We start from the raw sequence: 20,829 nt of genomic DNA, 5'->3' as shown, positions 1-20,829 counted from the left end.
ATGAGAAAATTTTTTTTCGCTTTAAGCATTTTGATGCTTAGCTTATTCGTTTATTCATGTACGGAGAAAGATAATCCGCAATATGAATTAAGTAAAGTAAAAATTCAGTTGGTATATCCCGAGGGCTATAACACATCAGAAGGTGTGGAAGTATCGTTGAAGAATACTTCTACCGGAGCTGTGTTTACTGAAAAGAGCAGTGCGGAAGGTGCTGCTCTGTTTGAAGTGCCTAAGGGTATATATGAGGCTTCTGCTTCGGAACAAAGAGTGGTCGATGCGGAGGTTTATCTTTTTAATGGAGTAAACAGCAACGTAAATGCCAGTGCAGAAAATGTAGAAGCTGTAATAAATCTGGATTTGTCAAAAGGCGGTTCGGTGGTTATTAAAGAACTATACGTAGGCGGATGTCCAAAAGACGACGGTTCTGGGTATTTTGCAAGAGACCAGTATGTGATACTCTATAACAATTCGTCTGCAACTTTAGATATAAGTGATTTTGCTCTTGCAATGGTAAATCCTTATAATTCGCAGAGTACAAATAATGACTATGTTGATGGAGAGTTGTTTTATGCATCGCAAGGATGGATACCTGCCGGAAATGGTTTGTGGTATTTTGAAAACAACGTAAAACTGGAGCCTGGAAAACAGATTGTTATAGCAATTTGTGGAGCTGTTGATAATACAAAGACATATTCGCAGTCAATAAACTATGCTAACAGTGAGTATTATTGCTGTTATGATATAGAGGATTATAATCAGACTTCTTACTATCCAACTCCTTCTGAATTAATCCCTACAGAACACTATCTGAAAGTTTATAGTTACGGATTGGGTAAGGCGTGGCCTTTAAGCAATTCCAGTCCGGCATTCTATATAGTACGTCCTCAGGGAACAACTCTAAAGGATTTTGTTGACAATCCTGAAAATGAAAACATGTACGGTTCTAATCAGGTCCGTAGAAAAGTTCCTGTAGAGTGGGTTGTAGATGGTATAGAAGTGTTTGCAAAAGGACAGTCTAACAATCAGAAAAGACTTCTGCCTACAATTGATGCAGGTTATGTGGAAATGACTGCCAAGATGGGCTATACTCTTTACAGAAATGTAGATAAGGAAGCTACTGAGGCTATCAAGGAAAATGAAGGTAAACTTGTATATAATTATTCACTAGGAGTAGAAGGTTCTACCGACCCAAGTGGAATTGATGCTGAGGCTTCAATAAAGAATGGTGCAAGAATAATCTATAAGGATACAAATAATTCTACGGTAGATTTCCATCTGAGAAGTAAAGCTTCATTAAGGAATTGATTATGTATTTAAGGAATACCAGAAACCTTAGAATGGCAATGGCAACGGGAATAATTCTTCTCGTTGCTATACCTGTTCGTGCAGATAATAATCATGCTGTTGCTGATATGGATTATGATGAGACTATTTTGAAATTTTATGCATCACAGAGTGAGAATGTTTCTTTCCTAACGGAAATGAAATGTTCAAACTTATCTTATCTTGAGATGAATGGTCATATCCGTAAAGGTGATATGGTTAATTGTTATCAGTCTGACGATAGCAGGGATTTTGAAATCAGAACAGAGTCGTATTATCGTTTCAATGAACGTCTGATATTGTCTGGCGCAATATCATATGGTATGGATAAAGGAAACAACATGTCAGGTTCTGTATTCATTAATCCTGAATATACTCCTTTCGATATTGTAGAGGTGGACAGATCCAATGCTGGAGTCAAACGCAGAGAATGGTATTCATTGAGCGGAAAAGCAGGGTACTCGCTGAACCCAAGAATCTCGTTGGGAGCTTCATTGGAATATGCCGTTGAGAACTATGCCAAGTTCAAGGATTTGAGGCATCAGAATTCTATGATGGATTTGAATCTGTCTTTTGGAGGCAAGTATAAAATTACCGATAACGTAACTTTAGGTTCTGCCTATGTTTATAGAAGAAACATTCAGAGGGTATCATTTAATATTTATGGTAATACGGACAGGCAATATACTTCGCTGATAAGTTTCGGTAGCTTTTATGGGCGTAGCGAATTATTTGGCGAGAGTGGATATACCTCTAATGCTCTTCCTTTGTTTACGCAGACTAATGGTGGTGCTTTGCAACTATTATGGGAAACAACCGGTATGAAGTGGTTTAATGAATTTGGTTATTATAAGGATAATGGACAGTTCGGAACAGGTTCCTCTACTTCAATTACTTACAGTAATCATAATTCTGCATTACTGGAGTACAATTCGAAACTTATAATAGAAAAGTCTCGTATATCTCATGTGTTGGAACTGAATGTATTCAGCAAATCGCTCGAGAATAATGAGAACTCATATAAGGAAAGCACTGATGCAAATGGAGTATCACAAATAGTCTATTATGGTAGCAATAAAGTAGGCGAGAAGGAATGGAAAGTGGTTGATATCACATATTCAATTCTTTCAGGAAAAGGAATACGGCGTTCCGAGTGGTCGGCAGGTATAGATGCTGGATATTATTCACGTCTTGTAAAAGCTTCGCAGTATCCGTTCTACAGAAAGCAGGATATCAATACGGTCCATGCTGGTTTGTTTGCGAGAAAGAACTGGTTTAAGAAGAAAAATATTTACACCATGTTGATAAAAGGCGGATATTCAACAGGATGGGGAAACATGAACGAAGACGGAACATACACTGTTGTTTCAGAAAACCAGAAAGTTCCTGTCTCCCTTGATAATCTGCTTGTTCAGGAATATGATTATAACATAGCAAGTCAGGTGAAATCATGCGTCTCTTTGGGATATGAAAGAGGAATTTCGGAAAAACTGTCACTGTATTCGAGTGTAGATTTTTCGTTTCTGACAGCCTTGAATACCAATATGAAAGGCAAGAAACACTTTGTATGCGGCCTTTCGGCTGGAGTTAAATTCTAATGTTTAAAAATAATATATATGGAGAAGATTATAGAATGCGATAAAATAACGCATTATTATGGAGACAGACTGATTTATGCCGACCTTAGTTTTGACGTAGAAAAAGGTAAGGTGTTAGGTCTGTTAGGTAAGAATGGAACGGGGAAGACAACCATTATAAACATTCTGAATGGATACTTGAAACCCCGCTCCGGTGTATGCCGTCTGTTTGGTGAGGATATGAATAACATAAGTCCAGCCACGAAATCAAGGGTAGGGTTGTTGCTTGAAGGACATGTACAGCATACATATTTCAATGTGCAGCAGATAGAGAAATTTTATTCGGCATTTTTCCCAAAGTGGAAGAAGGAAGCATATTATGAACTTCTTAAAAAACTGCAGGTCCTTCCCACACAGAAAATCTCTACTATGTCGTGCGGACAGCGCTCACAGGTAGCCTTGGGACTTTTGTTTGCACAGGATCCTGATTTGCTGATTCTGGATGACTTTTCTATGGGACTTGATCCGGGTTATCGTCGTCTCTTTGTAGAATATTTAAAGGAATATGCTTCGGCAGAAAACAAGACTGTGTTCCTGACTTCGCATATCATTCAGGATATGGAAATGCTCATAGATGACTGTATGATTATGGATTATGGCCGTCTGCTTCTTCACCGACCGGTCAAGGAGATAATGAACAACTTCAGGCGATACAGATTTGTCACACCGGGACAGGATTTCAGGCTATCGACCGACAATGACTTCTGGAATCCGTCAGTGCTTGGTGATAAATGGGAAGTTTATTCTTTCCTGAATAAAGAAGAGGTACTGGCAAAGCTCTCTGTAATGGGAGTAAAGGAGATTACAGAGGAGCATCTCTCACTTGAGGATGCATTTATTGGTCTGACAGGAAAATATTGATAATAATAAAGTGATAAAATATGAATTTGTTTAAGGCTCTATCGTATAAAGAATGGATGAAGACAAGAAAGTTTATTCTAGTGGTTTTTGTCCTGCTGGCTGCTGTAGCAGTATATTCTTATATTGACATTACGTACGCCATAAGAATAGAAGAGGCGGTAAATATTTGGTATGGATTTATTTTTCAGGGAGTATCGGTATCAAATCTTATGATGTATCTGATACCATTGTCGGGTATTTCGATGGCTATAGTACAGTTTGTTCCTGAAATGATGAACAAGAGATTCAAACTGACATTACATCTTCCTGCCAGCGAAACAAGACTGGTGTCTGCAATGCTGCTGTATGGTTATGGAGTGTTATTTGCATTGTATTTAGCTTGCATTGTATTCATGTCTGTTATTATAGGTATGGTTATGCCTTCTGAAGTAGTGCATATGATGGTATCGCAGTTTCTGCCTTGGATTACTGCCGGACTTGCCGGATATGGATTTACGTCATGGATATGTGTAGAACCAAGCTGGAAGCAGAGAATATTCAACATGCTGATTTCAGTAGGACTGTTGTCTGTACTGTTTGTTTCTGTTTATCCTGAGACCTATTCCTACTTTGGATGGGGCATGATTCTCGTGCTTGTTTCGTCGTTTGTTTTTCCTTTCTATTCGTGTGTCAGATTTAAACAGGGAATTCAGTGATATGATTTAATCGTTAACAATAAAAACAGTTTTTTGATATGAGATTTAAGAATATTATATATGTGGCAATCCTTGTTCTGACTACAGTAATAACTTCGTGGTCAATACCGGCTCTGGTAAAGAAAATAGTGTATGAGTCAAATGGATATCCTCTGATGTACTACAGTTCACGTTTGAAAGAACTTTGTATAATAGATTTTCGTGAGATGAATGATGCTTTCCGCGATGTGAAAGGAAATGTATATCCACGCTCGCAATACGATTCTCTCTTGCCGCTGATGAACTACAGGCAGCTGGCTATGAATGGAAACTTGCCTGACTCACTTGAAGGTTATGCAATGGATGTAAAAGTTCTTCGTTCGAAACAGGTGGTTTATCGTTTCAGACCGTCGGATGTATATTCTCCTCAACCAAAGATGGGAGTATTGCTTGAGGCTATGCCGAAAAGGGGAAGTCTGTCATTGCCGGGTGATTATTTCAGAATGAACGATAATGAAATGGTTTTCGTAAATGCTGAAACGAACTCTGTAAATGACGCAAAAAGTAAGATGTTTACTGATGAGCTTCTGAAAAAAGGATTCGAATTCCCGGCAAAGGCTTTTTGGGGTAATCCTACTGTGCGTAAAGCTTATGAGGAAGGTTATTTCTGCCTGGACAATAAAGGCGAGTTATTTCACGTAAAAATGGTTAACGGACGTCCTTTTGTGAAGAACACAGGAGTTAGCAAGCAGGTAGATGTAAAATGGTTTGTCATGCGCGAGGTAAGCGATAAAAGATTTTATGGTTACCTTTTCGGAAAGAATGGAGAGTTGGGAATAGTTGAAAGCAATGAAGACGGTGGTTACAGATTTGTCAAGATGGATGTACGCCCTGTTGATATTACAAAGGATGACATAACAATTATGGGTAATTTACTTTACTGGACGGTAAGAATATATAACTCTGAGTCGATGGACTGCTATGGACTTAAAACATCTACTTTGGAGTCATTGACAACTTATCATCAGGAGAAAGAAATTGGAACTTGGGACAGAGTCGCAGATATTGTTTTCCCTGTAATTTTATCGCCATCTTCGCCGGATAATGGCTATATTAATTGTTATGTTCTTCATTTCTCGGCATCGGCATGGATACTGTCAGTTATATTGGCACTGTTGGTTTTTGTGTTTATGAGAAAAAGATTAGCTTTGCAAAAGAATCTTATAGTATCTGCAGTAGTTGCTCTGACGGGTATTACTGGTGTTATTGCATTTATATTATTGCCTAAAAACAGATTTGAGTAAACCTTAAAAAAATAATTATAAACTTAATCATAACTTTTTAAAATGAAAAAACTTTACTTTTTTATTGCAGCTTTAGCTGTAAGTGTGGCGTTTACATCATGTGGAAACAGCAAAAAGCAGTCGGATGAATCTTCTACCACAGAGCTGGCTGCCCAGAAGATAGACGTTTCAAAAGCTTTGTATGTAGAGGAAATCCTGAAGAATGCAGAACAGGAAGTAGGCAAGGAAATTACCCTTAAAGGTTTCGTGACTCATACGTGCAAGCATTCTGGACGCAGATGTTTTGTTATGGGTAATGACCAGAAAACATCTATCCGTGTAGAGGCAAGAGGAAACATCGGTGGCTTCAATCGTGAACTTATCGGTTCAGAGCTTGTTATCAAGGGAATTCTGAAAGAAAACAAACTTACGAAGGAATATATTGACCAGGCAGAAGAAGAACTGAAGGAAAAGCAGGGAAAAGAAGGCAATGGTGAAACTTGCGATGCTGAATTGAGCAATATAGAAAATATGCGTAAGTGGATGAAGGAAAACAACAAAGACTATTATTCAATATATTTCGTAGAAGGAACTGACTATGAAGTTGTTGAATAAAAGCCTTTCATATTGGTTGAGGGTTATCCATCGTGACCTGGGATTTCTGATGGTGGGACTGTGTCTGGTTTATGGAGTGTCAGGGTTCCTTCTTAACCACATGGACGGAAAAGACCCAGCTTTCAAAACCACAGAAACAAAGGTGGAGCTGAAGAAGGGGATGGATGCAGATGAGATAACTGCTGAATGGAACGCAGATTCTGAACTGCCACATCTCAAGAAGGTTCTTAAAATTGACGATGAACACTTCAGAATTATGTTGGAAGGGGGAGTTGGAATATACAACTCTCTAACCGGTGTTACTGAATACGAAACTCATGAAAAACGTCCTGTGATATACTGGTTTAACAGGCTTCATTATAACCGCATAAACGGATGGAGTTTTATGGGTGATTTCTTTGCTTTCTCACTCGTTTTCTTTGCCATTTCCGGACTATTTATGATTAAAGGAAAGAATGGTATTGCGGGAAGAGGTAAATGGTATTTGCTGATTGGAATATTGATTCCGATAATATATATGATTCTTTCATAACTCTTTTTGACTGTCTCAAACTTTATATTGGGGCAGTCTTTTTTTGATATAAAAGCTAAAAAGCTCAAATAATACTGAAAGGTAATATTTCGATTTGTAATCATTACAAAATAAAAATTATATTTGCAAGCGAACCAATATAATTTAAGTTATGAAGAAAATCAGTCTTTTATCTCTGTTCTTATTTGGCATAATGTCATATAATTCTACATTTGCCCAGGAAAGAGTTATCACCCGCGGAGTAGAGGTATCCACAAACGGTTATATGCCGGAAGTAGGAGTGATGGCTCCGGACTTTTCTGCAACAGACAAGGGTATGAACGAGGTTTCCCTTTCATCGTTCAAAGGGAAGAAGGTGGTGTTGAATATTTTTCCGAGTCTGGATACACCGACATGTGCCCTTTCTGTAAGACATTTTAATGCTGATGCGGCTTCTCTTGAAAATACCGTGGTGCTTTGCGTTTCGAAGGATTTGCCTTTTGCTCAATCAAGATTTTGCTCTACGGAAGGATTGGACAGGGTAATACCGCTATCGGTTTTCCGTAGTGAGGATTTTGAAAAGAATTATGGTTTGGTTATAACTGAAGGTCCTATGAGAGGGTTGACTACAAGAGCTGTAATAGTTATTGATGAAACAGGAAAGATTATTTACCGCCAGCTTGTGAAGAATGTTTCGGAGGAACCTGATTATCAGAAAGCTCTCGAACGGTTGAAATAAAATTTTTTATATCTGACAGAAAAAATCCTCTTATCATGGCAAATAGTTCTGATAAGAGGATTCTTTACTTTTCTATTTATCTTGAAAAATAGAATTAATATACCTTGTTGAGGATTTCTTTTGCAACTGTACCGGTTACCAGTCCGTCCTCACCAAAATGTACGTCTCTTTCATTGAAACGACGTTCTATTTCGTCTATCACTTCTCTGCCAATATTGTTTTCTGAGAGAGATGTTGTGAGACCAAGAGAATTGAAGAATTCACGAGTCTTGCGTATAGTTTCGTTTATACGGAAATCGTGTGTTCCTGAACTTACTCCGAACACTCTTGCGCCTACCTGCATGATTTTCTCACTCTTCTGCTGGCGGAGTACGTCCATTGTACCAGGAAGGATTATCGCGAGTGTATGTCCGTGAGTGAGTCCTGTGAGAGCTGTCACTTCATGACCAATCATGTGTGTAGCCCAGTCCTGTGAAACTCCCAAAGCAATAAATCCGTTAAGAGCCATTGTAGCACACATCATGAAGTCTGCCATATTCTGGTAGTCCTGCTTGTTTTCCTTGATTTTCGGAGCAATCTCGACCAGTGTCTGAAGGATGCTTTCAGCCCAGCGGTCCATTAATCTTGATTCTCCGGCTTTAGTGAGATACTGTTCCATAACGTGTACGAATGTATCTGCAATACCGCATGCTATCTGATAGTCTGGCAATGAGAAAGTTACTTCAGGATCAAGGATTGAAAACTTGGGGAAGTTTGAGAAGAAAGCATACTTTTCTTTAGTTTCCTTGCATGAAATAACGGCACCGTCGTTCATTTCCGAACCTGTGGCAGGTATAGTAAGAACTGTTCCCAGAGGAACTGTCGTGTCGGCTTTTCCTTTTTTTACCAAGTCCCATGCGTCGCCATCATAAAGCAGACCTGCTGAGATGAGTTTTGTTCCGTCGATTACAGAGCCGCCACCAACAGCCAGAAGGAAATCTACTTTTTCTGCTTTTCCCAGTGCGATAGCCTCGCGCAGTGTTTCTATGGCCGGGTTTGGTTCTATACCCCAGAATTCAACTGTGTTATGATTTTTCAGGGCTTCCTTTACCTGCTCATATACTCCGTTTCTCTTTACGCTGCCACCTCCGAAAGTGATCATTATTTTCTTGTCGGCAGGTATTTCTTTACTTAACTGGGCAATCATACCTTTGCCCATAATCAGTTTTGTAGGATTCTGAAAGCAAAAATTGTTCAACATATTATTCTGTATTTATGGTTTTAAAACTTTATGCAAATGTACATATTTATACTGAGAGTTCAAACTTTATATTTTTAACATATATGTGTGCGTTTTTGTTTATCTTTTAATGAGATAGGCTGCACCTCGGAATTAAAAGTTGAAAACACTGTTTTCACTTTGTACTTCATTCGGTTTGCACTATCTTTGTACCCTCGAAAACTATATTGATCATGAATAGAATAAAAACTTTGATTGTGCTTGCTGCCTTGTTGCTGAATACTTTCGCTTTCAGTGCTCAGACAGCATCTCCTAAACGTGAGTTTCGCGGGGCATGGATACAGTGTGTAAACGGACAGTTCCAGGGCATGCCTGTAGAGACAATGAAACAGACTCTTTTGAAACAGCTGGATAATTTGCAGGGAGCAGGTATTAATGCCATAATCTTTCAGGTTAGGGCAGAGGCTGATGCATTATATAAATCGTCGTATGAACCTTGGAGCCGTTTCCTTACAGGTGTTCAGGGACTACAGCCATCTCCGACATGGGATCCGCTGCAGTTTATGATTGATGAATGCCACAAGCGTGGTATGGAATTGCACGCATGGATTAATCCTTATCGTGCCTGTACTAAGGGAACAACCAGATTGTCTCCTCTGCATCCTTACAACAAACATCCGGAACTGTTTGTGAAGTATGCTGGACAGCTTTATTTCGATCCAGGATTTCCAGACAACAGAAAGTATATATGCAAGATTGTGCGCGACATCGTAAACCGATATGACGTAGATGCCATTCATATGGATGATTATTTCTATCCTTATCCTAATCCGGGAGAGAATTTTCCTGATGATGTAAGCTTTGCTGCTTACGGTCGTGGATTTACAGACAGAAACGAGTGGAGAAGAGATAATGTAAATGTTCTTATCAAGGAACTTCATGAGACAATTCGTGAGTGCAAACCGTGGGTAAAGTTCGGTATTTCTCCTTTCGGAATATATCGTAACAAGAGAACATCGCCGGAAGGTAGCGAAACTCGCGGACTGCAGAATTACGATGATCTGTATGCCGATGTCCTGTTGTGGGTGAACAAAGGTTGGATAGACTATAACATTCCGCAGGTATATTGGGAGATAGGCCATCCAGCTGCCGATTATGAAACTTTGGTTAAGTGGTGGGCTGAGAAATCAAGTGCACGCCCTCTGTATATAGGCCAGGATGTGTATAGAACAGTGAAGAAACCGGATTTGAAGAAGCCTTCAGTACATCAGATGGAAGCTAAATATAATTTGCAGCGTTCATTGCCAGCCATACAGGGTAGTTGTCAGTGGTATGCAGCTGCTGTGATGGATAATCCTGGTAATTATAGAGCTATATTGGCAAAGAATTATCACAAGTATCCAGCTTTGCAGCCATTGTATCCGTTTATCGACGACAAAGCTCCTGGAAAGGTCAAGAAGTTAAAAGATGTATGGACAGAATATGGATATATTCTTTTCTGGACCGCTCCTAAAGCAAAGCATGTTATGGATGAGGCTGTTCAGTATGTAGTATATAGATTTGAGAATAAGGAAAAGGTAAATCTTGAAGATGCATCGAAGATTGTTGCCATAACGAGGGATACTTTCTATAAATTGCCTTATGAGAACGGAAAGACCAAGTACCGATATGTGGTAACAGCTCTTGACAGACTGAATAATGAATCAAAACCAGAATCAGAGAAGGTAAAATTGTAATTTAATTTTTTTGAATATAATCGTAGCGGCTCAAGTTCTTTATCGGATTTGAGCCGCTATAATTATATTATGAGGGGTTATCTAAATACTATTTAAAGCCTGTTCCAAATCATTTTTCAAATCATCAATGTGTTCCAGACCTATGGATAGTCTGATAGTTCCCTGATGTATGTTCTGTTCCATAAGTTCGCTATCAGTTAACTGCGAATGTGTTGTGCTTGCAGGATGTATCACCAGCGATTTGGCGTCTGCTACGTTGGCAAGCAACGAGAATATTTTCAGACTGTCGATAAACTTGTGTGCTTCTTCCTTGCCTCCTTTAATTTCGAAAGTGAAGATTGAGCCTCCACCTTTGGAAAAGTACTTATTATAAAGCTCATGATTTGGATGGGAGGTGAGCGAAGGGTGATTCACTTTCTTTACTTTTGGATGTGAAGCAAGGTAGGAAACTATTTTAAGTGCGTTCTCTACGTGGCGTTCAACTCTCAATGACAGAGTTTCAAGGCCTTGCAGAAGCATAAAGGCATTGAACGGGCTTATAGCTGCTCCTGTATCTCTGAGCAGTGTGGTTCTTATTCTTGTCACAAAAGCAGTGCTAGGATTGATATCGGTAAATATTATTCCGTGATATGATGCGTCAGGCTCTGTCAGTTGCGGAAATTTCCCGGAAGCTTTCCAGTCAAATTTTCCTGAATCTACAATAACTCCGCCAAGAGAAGTTCCGTGTCCGCCGATGAATTTTGTGGCAGAATGTACCACTATATCTGCGCCATATTCTATTGGGCGGATAAGATATGGTGTTCCGAACGTATTGTCTATTATCAGAGGTATGTTATGCTTGTGGGCTATGTCGGCAACTGCCTGTATATCTATTATATTTGAATTAGGATTGCCTAGTGTTTCAATGAATACGGCTTTTGTATTTTCCTGTATGGCGTGTTCGAAATTCTCAATGTTGTCCGGATCTACAAAGCTAGTACTGATGCCGTATGTAGGAAGAGTGTGTGCCAGGAGGTTGTAGCTTCCTCCATAAATAGTTTTTGCAGCTACAATGTGGTCGCCCTGTTTTGCGATATTCAGGAATGAATATGTAATTGCCGCCGCTCCTGACGCTACTGCAAGAGCAGTCTTTCCACCTTCCAGGGCCGCTATTCTTTGTTCGAAAATACCCTGTGTGGGATTTCCCAGTCGTCCGTATATTTCTCCGCTTTCCTGAAGTCCGAACAAAGCTTCGGCGTGAGCAGAATTGTTGAATACGTATGATGTTGTCTGATATATAGGTACAGCTCTTGCGCCTGTTGCCTTGTCTGCATTTTCCTGTCCAACGTGTAGCTGTAATGTCTCGAAATGTAGTTTCTGTGTATCTGTCATAATCTCTATAGCTTTATTGTTACATCTGCAAAGTTATGTTTTGTGGTGATGTTATCCAATATTTGTGTGAAATATAGAAAATATCACTATTATGTATATGCTTTATGTGATTTTATTCTTATTTTAGTATCGAAAATCGAATAAAACAGAATATTTGCCCTATGAACAGTGTAGAGAAATTAGATAAGGTGGATTTGCAGATACTTCGTATCTTGCAGGAGAATGCCAGATTGACAACAAAAGAGCTTGCAGCTAAAGTGAGCCTGTCGTCAACTCCGGTTTTTGAACGTCTGAAACGTCTTGAATCAGGTGGGTATATCAAGAAATATATTGCTGTGCTTGATGCAGAGAAACTTAATCAGGGTTTTATGGTTTTCTGTAAGGTAAAGATGCAGCACTTAAACTATGACATTGCACGTAACTTTTCGGAAGTTATTGCCGGGATACCGGAAGTGACAGAGTGTTATAATATTTCAGGCAGTTTTGATTATCTTCTCAAGATACATGCACCGGATATGAAGTATTACCAGGGATTTATACTGAATGTACTTGGCAGGATAGATACCCTTGCATCATTGGAGAGCGTATTTGTGATGGATGTGATAAAGCACGATTATGGAATACATATATAAAAAATAAGGCTGAACCCTGTTGAGGATTCAGCCTTAAAAATTTTATAGCAGTAGGCAAAAATTATTTCTTACCTTCCAACTGTTCTTTCAATGCAGCAAGAGCATCGATGTCACCAAGAGTTGTAGAAGCAGCCTGGTTCTGGATCATTGGAGCTTCTTCTTTCTTAGATGATTTCTTTGCAGCTTTCTTTTCTGCCTTTTCTTCAGCCTTAGCAGCGTCTTCGAATACACGGCTGTGTGACAAGATGATACGCTTAGCTTCCTTGTTGAATTCGATAACCTTGAATGGAAGTTTTTCGTCAAGCTGAGCCTGAGAACCGTCTTCTTTTACAAGGTGTTTTGGAGTAGCGAAGCCTTCAACACCGTAAGGCAATGAAACTACTGCACCTTTATCCAAAAGTTCGATGATTGTACCTTCGTGGATAGAACCTACAGTAAATACTGTTTCAAATACATCCCATGGGTTTTCTTCCAACTGCTTGTGACCAAGGCTCAAGCGGCGGTTTTCTTTGTCGATTTCCAATACCTGAACTTCGATTTCAGCACCAATCTGAGTGAATTCTGATGGGTGTTTGATTTTCTTAGTCCAAGAAAGGTCAGAGATGTGGATCAATCCGTCAACACCTTCTTCGATTTCTACGAATACACCGAAGTTAGTGAAGTTACGTACTTTTGCGATGTGCTTAGTACCTACAGCATATTTTTCTTCGATGTTTTCCCATGGATCAGCTTTCAACTGCTTGATACCAAGTGACATCTTACGTTCTTCGCGGTCAAGAGTCAAGATAACAGCTTCTACTTCGTCACCAACTTTCATGAAGTCCTGAGCTGAACGCAAGTGCTGTGACCAAGACATTTCAGAAACGTGGATCAAACCTTCTACGCCTGGAGCGATTTCGATGAATGCTCCGTAGTCAGCCATAACAACTACTTTACCCTTAACGTGATCACCAACTTTCAAGTTTGGATCAAGAGCATCCCATGGATGTGGAGTAAGCTGTTTCAAACCAAGAGCGATACGTTTCTTGTCATCATCGAAGTCAAGGATAACAACGTTCAACTTCTGATCCAAAGAAACAACTTCGCGTGGATCGCTTACGCGGCCCCAAGACAAGTCTGTGATGTGGATCAAACCATCTACGCCACCCAAGTCGATGAATACACCGTAAGATGTGATATTTTTAACAGTACCTTCAAGTACCTGACCTTTTTCAAGTTTACCGATGATTTCTTTCTTCTGCTGTTCGAGTTCAGCTTCGATAAGAGCTTTGTGAGATACAACTACGTTCTTGAATTCCTGGTTGATCTTAACAACTTTGAATTCCATAGTCTTACCTACGAATACGTCATAGTCGCGGATAGGCTTAACGTCAATCTGAGAACCTGGCAAGAATGCTTCGATTCCGAATACGTCAACGATCATACCACCCTTAGTGCGGCACTTAACGTAACCCTTAATGATTTCTTCGTTTTCAAGAGCAGCGTTAACACGATCCCAAGAACGAGTAGCACGTGCTTTCTTGTGAGACAAGATCAACTGACCTTTTTTGTCTTCCTGATTTTCGATATATACTTCTACAGTATCACCTACTTTCAGGTCTGGATTGTAACGGAATTCACTCAATGGAATGATACCGTCTGATTTGTAGCCAATGTTAACTACAACTTCGCGTTTGTTCATTGCGATTACAGTACCATCAACAACCTCACGGTCATTTACTTTGTTAAGAGTACTGTCGTAAGCCTTTTCAAGTTCTTCTTTGCTTACATTTGTTAGTGTGTCACCACTTTCATACGCATCCCAGTTGAAATCTTCAATAGGAGCAATGTTCTTTAAGTTTTCCATTAAAATAAAAAATTGTTTTTAAATAATTAATTGTGTTAGACTTTATGTTGTTTATCTAAATCGGGCGCAAAGATATTAACTTATATCCATATATGCAACTTTTTGTCCGCTTTTATGCTGAAAAATAGAAGATTATATAAAATAAGAGGAGACATGTGTAAGCATGCCTCCTGCAATATTATATAAATAAGTTTCAGTCCTCAAGAGAATAATCTATGGTAGTTACCACTCTTACTTTCTTTATGTACGGTGTATTGGCGTCGCGGTCTGTGATACTGAACTGTCCCTGGTTGGCTTTTCTGATTTTGCCAAGTTCGCTGTCAGAATCTTCCGCGAATTTTTCTGCAGCCTGTCGTGCATTTTTTGTAGCTTCCTCAATCATTTGCGGCTTGATTTTGTTCAGACCTGTATATTCGTACTGTACGTTGTATCTGTAGTCACCCGATGTGATTGCCACACCTTGTTTCAGGAGTCCACCCTGACTGCTGATGAGTTTTCTTATCAGATCTACCTTGTCTGATGTGACTGTGATAACAGATGTGACGTTATATCTGTACGTACTTTCCTGATTGCTGTAGCGTTCAGCCTTCATATCTATTATTTCAGGTGCATTAACACTGATTTCTTTCTCTTCTATACCCTTGCTGATAAGGAATTGTGTAATGGTCTTGTTCGATTTGTTAATCTGGTCGTACAGTCCACTCAAATCATTTCCCAGACTTTTGTAAACCAATGGCCATGTAACCTTGTCGGCAGGTACTTCCATTTCTGCAAGTCCTTTGACGTTTACGCTGCGATCCTTGTCGGCGAAACTACTGATTCCGCGTTCGATGAACACTCCAAGTAAAAGCAATCCTATTGCTATTACAATGGCTTCAAATCTTAAATTCTTCATAACTTTATTGATTTATTGGTTATTGTGAAATTCTTTCAGTCCCCATATAGGTTCTTTTATAAATTTACCTGTTTTCAGGTTAAGCCGTTTGGCTGTTTCTTTTATTTCTTCCTGAAAATACCAGGAAACGGAACCTGTAAACGAAATCTCCAGACTCGTGTCGTATTTCATTACATTTCTTTCGAAGAAATCAGTAAAACATTCATATAGGAAATTTTTTACCTGTGCTTCGTGTCTTATATTATATATATAAGGTGTTAAGGATGCCAGGAAACGATTTGCCTGTGGCTCTCTGTAAACTTTCCGCAATATGTCTTCTACCGTTAAACCGCAATTGATCAAAAAGTCATTTTTAATATTTTCCGGTAGTTGTCCTTTAAGGCAGTCGGCAATAAATCTTTTTCCAAGGTATGCGCCGCTTCCTTCATCTCCCAGTATATATCCCAACGGGGAAACATTCTTTATTATGTCTTTCCCGTCATACATGCATGAATTTGAGCCGGTACCAAGAATACAAGCTATTCCCGGCTTTTTCCCGCATAATGCCCTTGCAGCGCCCATCAGGTCTGTATATGCATGGACTTTGGTTCCGGTGAAAAAATCCTGTAAAATATTTATGATTTTTTCAGCTGGTTCAGGCAGGCATCCTGCACCGTAAAAATATATTTCTGAGATTTTGGCTTTGTCTATACTGTCGTTTTTTTCTATTTGTGGCAATAAATCAGTTTCTATTATTCTGCGAATGTAGTCCTCGTCCTGATGAAAAGGGTTTATACCTTCGGTCTTGAGTATCTCTGATTTATTTGCATCGCTGATTAGCCAATCCGTTTTTGTTGCTCCACTGTCTGCTATTAGTATCATGTCTTTATTCGTTTATTACAAATGTAATTCTTTATTAATGAATAACCAATAGAGACTTGCTTTTTGTGTAAAAAATATGATATGCTAGTCTGTTTCATAATCTTCAGGCAATTCCGGAAGATAAATCTTGTCTGTAAGTTCTATCCATGCCTTTCTGATGTCTTCCCAGTGATAGAAAGGAAAACAGTCTGTTTTTATTCCTGTCAGATGTACCTCCCGTTCGTTAAGCAGTGGCTTGACCAGGATATCCTTGCTGTCCTTCTTGCGGAAGAATATGAGTTGCAGGTTTCCGCACATCGGAATCATACGGTATGTCTGGTAATATTGAGGAATAGAGTCCCAGTCGGCTGTAGAATGGTTGAACCCGTCAATATTCATCAGAGCCACCAATGGGGCAAGGTTCGTGTCATGACCGAAACGGAGAGTTGCGCAAGGTTTTTTTGATACAAGAGCTGTGTCGGCAGCCTCAACTATGTTTCTCAGCAGATTGCGTGCCAGATTAGGCATCTTGCCACCGCTCAGAGGTGATGGTCCCTGTTCGTAATACCATTCGAAGTTGTTCAGTTGCCACAAGTCGAAAAGCTCTTTTCCGTTGAAAAGGAATGAAAGGTCTGGCATATTGTCCGAACTCTGGCTTATACCATGATATTCGAAAAGGTCGCATTCCAGCTTTCCCGGATTCTTGACTTTTGAAATATATTCCGGTTTAAAAAGCACTTTCATGATACGTTCCGGATGAACGAAACGCTTTTCTGCTTCTGCAAATACCGAATCAGCATTGTGCTGGCAGCTGTCGGAATATATCGGATTCTTGTATTTTATGAAATACACATCATGCTGGCTTGCATCTGTTGTGATATTCAGTTTCGGGTTCAGGCCTTTCAATTCTACACAGGCTGCTGCCATCGAAAGGAATGCACGTGTCTTATATGTAGAGCGGGCATCAATATGTGCTCCGTCTGTAAATATTTCAGGATAATTTTCAAACATTCTTTTTGCAAGTCCCTGATGTTGTCGTGCTCCTTTCGGAGTAAGCTCTCCGTAGCGGTTTTCGGCTATTTCAGCAAGCTGTCTCAGGATTTCCAGTGTCTTTTTTCCGTCATCGGTCAGTCCGTTGTTTTTCTCTGCTTCCTCCATTATTGTCAGAGCCGGTTCGTACTTGTCTTTCCCTGTCAGATAGCGTGAACCATGTCTGGCATATGTACTTATATAGCATGGCACATATCCTTCCGGAGCCGGTGTCAATGGGGTAGTTGGTGCCTCGTATGCCAAATACTTCCCCGTTGCCAATTTGGGATTTTCTCTGATTTCCAGTTCTGCACGTGTCTGTGCATCGATACTCTGCATTCCCACAGCTGCAATGCAGATGCAAAACAAACTTTTTACCTTATTCATATAAATGTCAATCTTATTACGGCGCAAAATTAGCATATAGATATGTATCGGTGTATGCAGTAGGCTATATGATATAATCAGACAAAGTAAAATGTAACAGGTATGTAATGTTTCTGTAACAGTTTCTGCTGGTTAAGTAAAAAAAGAAAGAGACCCGCACTCAGTAGTACAGGTCTCTTTACACTATAAATTATATGAGATCAATATCCGAAAATATCTTTCTGTGACAATTTTGTAATCTTACCGTATTTTTCCAGTGATTTCATGTCAAGGTCTTTTTCGTTACCAAGAACACAATAAGTATATTTGCGGTCTTTAACCCATTTCTGCTGGAAGTCTTTCACATCTTTCAGAGTCATTGTCTGTGCCTGTTCGAACAAAGCTTTTCTAGGATCTCCCTCGATACCTTTGTCCTGAAGGTCAAGATACTCCCACAAGATATTCATACCTGTGATTCTGTCAGTACGCAAGCGGCTGATAGTTCCTTCCTGAGCCAGCTTGAATGCTTTTTCAGATTCAGGCATATTGTTGATTATCTCATCGAAAGCCTTCATGGCGTCTATCATCTTGTCGTTCTGGGTAGCGATGAACGAACGGAAAATGTATGGATATTCCTTTTTAGAAGGAGAAGCGATGAAAGCGTATGATGAATATGCAAGACTTCTTGCTTCACGCATTTCCTGGAATACTATTGAGTTCATGCCACCGCTGAAGTATTCGTTGTACATGCTCAAAGTAGGCTGGATTGCAGCATCATATTGTTTTTCGAAGTTTGAAATACCTGTGAAATAGATTTGTTTTGCATCGTATTCGGCAAAATAAACCTTGTTTTCAGTAGTAGGCTGATACTTGTAGTCGTATGCAGGTGCAGGTACATCCTGAAGCTGGGCAGGTACGTTATGATACTGGTCGATTAAAGAAGTAAGTTCTTTTTCATCGGCAGGACCATAGTACATGATGCGATGCTTGTAGCAGTTGAACTTATGTATGCGATCTACAAGTTCTTGAGGATTCATCTCTGTAAGTTCTTTTTCAGACAGGATGTTCTTCGAAGGTGAGTGTTCGCCCCACATTGCGTAAGAAAGCAGTTGTGAGAAGTTTGCAGACTGGTTGAGTTTGGCATCCGCACGTTTCTTCAATATGTCAGCCGCATAGTTCTTGTAAGCGTTTTCGTCAACCTGTGCATCAGCAAGAATCTCTTCGAACAGCTGCATTGCCTGAGGCATATTTTCCTGAAGACCTGAAAGCACTACGTATGTACGGTCCAGTCCCGGATGTACGCTGAACGAGCATGCCAGACGATAGAATTCCTTGTTGATTTCAGCAAGCGATTTCTTGGATGTTCCGAGGTATTCCATGTATGAGAATGCTGTACCCAGAGCCTTATCGTTCTGGCTGCCCATATCGAATACATAAATCATCTGGAACAGATCGTTCATGTCGTTTTTCTTGTAAAGCACTTCGATATCTGATTTTGCAGTGAATTTCTGCATGTCTTTTTCGAAGTCGAGGAATACAGGTTCGATAGGAGTAACCTTGCTTGCCTGGATTTCTTTCAGGAATGAACTTACGCTGTCACGATTCATAACGATAGGAGTGATAGACGGTTTGTCCATCTTCTTTTCGTTAGGATCTTTACCCATGCGTTTGTAAACCAAAGCATAGTTGTCGGCAAAATATTTGTTTGCAAAGTCAACAACCTGCTGTTTGTTCACCTTGCTCATCTTATCGATGAAGTTTACTACATCACTCCACTGGTCGCCGTCGACGAAAGCTGAAACGAACATGTCGGCTCTGCTTTCGTTGCTCTCAAGTTGTTTCATGTAGTAAAGCTTATAGTTGTTGATTGTAGCCTGAAGCAGTTCTTCGTCGAACTCACCTTTACGCAGTTTCTCAACTTCAGCCAGCATGAGGTCTTTGACTTCGTCCAAAGTCTGTCCCTGTTTCGGCTGACCGCTTATCATATAAGTATAGTAGTCCGACAAACCGAGTGAGCCTGCGAAGCATCCCAAAACTTTCTGCTGCTGGTTCAGGTTAACGTCAAGCAGACCTGCCTGTCCGTTGTAAAGAATAGAGCTGATGAGTGCAGAGATGACATCATCGTCAACTGTAGTAGGCATTCTCCATGCCAATGCTACGCTTTCTGCATCAAGTCCCATAACTTCCTTCACAACAGGTTCCTTGATAGGCGATTCCTTAGGCTGAGGACGTTCAGGCAAGTTTGGATTAGGTTTCATCTCACCGAAATACTTGTTGATTATTTCGATAGTTTCGTCAGGATTCATATCACCTGACATACAGATGGCCATATTGTTAGGCACATACCATGTATTGAAATAATTCTTGATATTTGTGATAGAAGGATTCTTCAGATGTTCCTGCGAACCGAGTACAGTCTGAGTTCCGTATGGATAGTCAGGATAAAGAGCGCTCAGCAAATTTTCATATACCTTTCTGAAGTCTTTAGTAAGCGACATGTTCTTTTCTTCGTAAACAGTTTCCAGCTCAGTGTGGAATCCTCTGATTGTAGCATTCTGGAATCTGTCTGCCTGAATCTTGGCCCAGTTGTCAATTTCGTTAGACGGTATGTCTTCCACATACACTGTCTGGTCGTAGCTGGTGTAAGCATTTGTACCGTTTGCACCGATAGCTGCCATCAGCTTGTCGTACTCGTTAGGAATAGCTATTTTTGAAGCTTCGTATGACACACTGTCTATCTGGTGATAGATAGCTTTTCTTTCAGCCTCGTCAGTAGTTTTTCTGTAAACTTCGAACAGGCGTTCTATTTCGTCCAGCATAGGTTTTTCCTTGCTGAAGTCTGTAGTACCGAACTTCTGTGTTCCCTTGAACATAAGGTGTTCAAAATAGTGTGCAAGACCTGTAGTCTCTGCAGGGTCATTCTTTCCACCCACTCTTACGGCGATGTAAGTCTGGATACGTGGAGTTTCCTTGTTTACTGTCAGGTAAACCTTCAATCCGTTGTCAAGTGTGTAGATGCGTGTCTGCATCGGGTCGTTAGGTACGGTTTCGTACTTAAACTTCGAACCGTTTCCGCATGCTGTCATCAATGCCAGCAGTACGGCTGCTCCGATAAATTTCTTTGATTTGTTCATACTTCTGTTATTTGTAATATAATGCGAAGATACACAATGTTTTTCTAAAAATATGTCATATAACAGTTCTTTTTATCTTTATGTATATATATTTTTGCTTATACAATGAAAAACGGCA

At 39.9% G+C, this 20,829-nt stretch carries 17 protein-coding genes; 10 read left to right on the top strand and 7 right to left on the bottom strand.

Annotation, left to right across the window (positions count from 1 at the left end; genetic code table 11):
- The 8 genes from H6A61_RS01135 to tpx all read left to right on the top strand — a co-directional run bounded on the left by H6A61_RS01135 (position 1) and on the right by tpx (position 7,643).
- Positions 1-1,305, top strand: a complete 1,305-nt coding sequence (locus H6A61_RS01135; RefSeq protein ID WP_204390443.1) for a DUF4876 domain-containing protein — start codon at positions 1-3, stop codon at positions 1,303-1,305.
- A gap of 2 nt (positions 1,306-1,307) precedes the next feature.
- Positions 1,308-2,921 (top strand): DUF6850 family outer membrane beta-barrel protein, encoded by a 1,614-nt coding sequence (locus H6A61_RS01130; protein WP_204390442.1) that lies wholly within the window; start codon positions 1,308-1,310, stop codon positions 2,919-2,921.
- Between the two features lie 18 nt (positions 2,922-2,939).
- Positions 2,940-3,821, top strand: coding sequence for an ABC transporter ATP-binding protein (locus tag H6A61_RS01125; RefSeq protein ID WP_204390441.1), 882 nt, complete (start codon positions 2,940-2,942; stop codon positions 3,819-3,821).
- Positions 3,822-3,841: 20 nt separating this feature from the next.
- Complete coding sequence (locus H6A61_RS01120; protein WP_204390440.1) at positions 3,842-4,516, top strand: hypothetical protein; 675 nt, start codon at positions 3,842-3,844, stop codon at positions 4,514-4,516.
- A gap of 38 nt (positions 4,517-4,554) precedes the next feature.
- On the top strand, positions 4,555-5,799 hold the full coding sequence (locus tag H6A61_RS01115; RefSeq protein WP_204390439.1) for a DUF4857 domain-containing protein: 1,245 nt from the start codon (positions 4,555-4,557) through the stop codon (positions 5,797-5,799).
- A 42-nt stretch (positions 5,800-5,841) separates the two neighbouring features.
- A complete protein-coding gene (locus H6A61_RS01110; protein ID WP_204390438.1) occupies positions 5,842-6,393 on the top strand; it encodes a hypothetical protein in 552 nt (183 codons plus the stop codon).
- Positions 6,377-6,925, top strand: coding sequence for a PepSY-associated TM helix domain-containing protein (locus H6A61_RS01105; protein ID WP_154042899.1), 549 nt, complete (start codon positions 6,377-6,379; stop codon positions 6,923-6,925). Before H6A61_RS01110 ends, H6A61_RS01105 begins: the two co-directional genes overlap by 17 nt.
- A 193-nt stretch (positions 6,926-7,118) precedes the next feature.
- Positions 7,119-7,643: a thiol peroxidase gene (gene tpx / locus H6A61_RS01100; RefSeq protein WP_239469049.1), complete on the top strand. Its 525-nt coding sequence runs from the start codon at positions 7,119-7,121 to the stop codon at positions 7,641-7,643.
- Positions 7,644-7,737: 94 nt separating this feature from the next.
- Here the strand turns inward: tpx and H6A61_RS01095 are convergent, their stop codons facing one another.
- Entirely contained in the window at positions 7,738-8,880 is a 1,143-nt protein-coding gene (locus H6A61_RS01095) for an iron-containing alcohol dehydrogenase (RefSeq protein WP_204390458.1), read from the bottom strand.
- 215 nt (positions 8,881-9,095) lie between these two features.
- On the opposite strand from H6A61_RS01095, the gene H6A61_RS01090 reads away from it, so the two are divergent.
- Positions 9,096-10,598, top strand: coding sequence for a glycoside hydrolase family 10 protein (locus tag H6A61_RS01090; protein WP_204390437.1), 1,503 nt, complete (start codon positions 9,096-9,098; stop codon positions 10,596-10,598).
- An 81-nt stretch (positions 10,599-10,679) separates the two neighbouring features.
- Here H6A61_RS01090 and H6A61_RS01085 read toward each other — a convergent pair whose 3' ends face one another.
- Positions 10,680-11,969, bottom strand: coding sequence for an O-acetylhomoserine aminocarboxypropyltransferase/cysteine synthase family protein (locus H6A61_RS01085; protein WP_204390436.1), 1,290 nt, complete (start codon positions 11,967-11,969; stop codon positions 10,680-10,682).
- A 161-nt stretch (positions 11,970-12,130) separates the two neighbouring features.
- Here H6A61_RS01085 and H6A61_RS01080 point away from each other — a divergent pair, with 161 nt between their 5' ends.
- Positions 12,131-12,601 (top strand): Lrp/AsnC family transcriptional regulator, encoded by a 471-nt coding sequence (locus H6A61_RS01080; RefSeq protein ID WP_154042895.1) that lies wholly within the window; start codon positions 12,131-12,133, stop codon positions 12,599-12,601.
- 61 nt (positions 12,602-12,662) lie between these two features.
- On the opposite strand, the gene rpsA is transcribed toward H6A61_RS01080, so the two are convergent.
- The 5 genes from rpsA to H6A61_RS01055 all read right to left on the bottom strand — a co-directional run bounded on the left by rpsA (position 12,663) and on the right by H6A61_RS01055 (position 20,711).
- Positions 12,663-14,447 carry a 30S ribosomal protein S1 gene (gene rpsA / locus H6A61_RS01075; RefSeq protein WP_154042894.1) on the bottom strand — a complete coding sequence of 595 codons (1,785 nt, stop codon included), beginning with the start codon at positions 14,445-14,447 and terminating at the stop codon, positions 12,663-12,665.
- Positions 14,448-14,640: 193 nt separating this feature from the next.
- Positions 14,641-15,342: an SIMPL domain-containing protein gene (locus tag H6A61_RS01070; RefSeq protein ID WP_204390435.1), complete on the bottom strand. Its 702-nt coding sequence runs from the start codon at positions 15,340-15,342 to the stop codon at positions 14,641-14,643.
- Between the two features lie 12 nt (positions 15,343-15,354).
- Positions 15,355-16,203 carry an ATPase gene (locus H6A61_RS01065; RefSeq protein WP_204390434.1) on the bottom strand — a complete coding sequence of 283 codons (849 nt, stop codon included), beginning with the start codon at positions 16,201-16,203 and terminating at the stop codon, positions 15,355-15,357.
- Positions 16,204-16,287: 84 nt separating this feature from the next.
- On the bottom strand, positions 16,288-17,598 hold the full coding sequence (locus H6A61_RS01060) for a histidine-type phosphatase (RefSeq protein WP_204390433.1): 1,311 nt from the start codon (positions 17,596-17,598) through the stop codon (positions 16,288-16,290).
- Between the two features lie 200 nt (positions 17,599-17,798).
- Entirely contained in the window at positions 17,799-20,711 is a 2,913-nt protein-coding gene (locus tag H6A61_RS01055; RefSeq protein ID WP_204390432.1) for a M16 family metallopeptidase, read from the bottom strand.
- Positions 20,712-20,829: the final 118 nt, after the last annotated feature.

This window comes from Bacteroides caecigallinarum (genome assembly GCF_016901995.1).
GTDB classification, from domain to species: domain Bacteria; phylum Bacteroidota; class Bacteroidia; order Bacteroidales; family Bacteroidaceae; genus Phocaeicola; species Phocaeicola cellulolyticus.
Note: the sequence above shows the minus strand (reverse complement) of the source record. Positions and strands in the feature narration are given on the sequence as shown.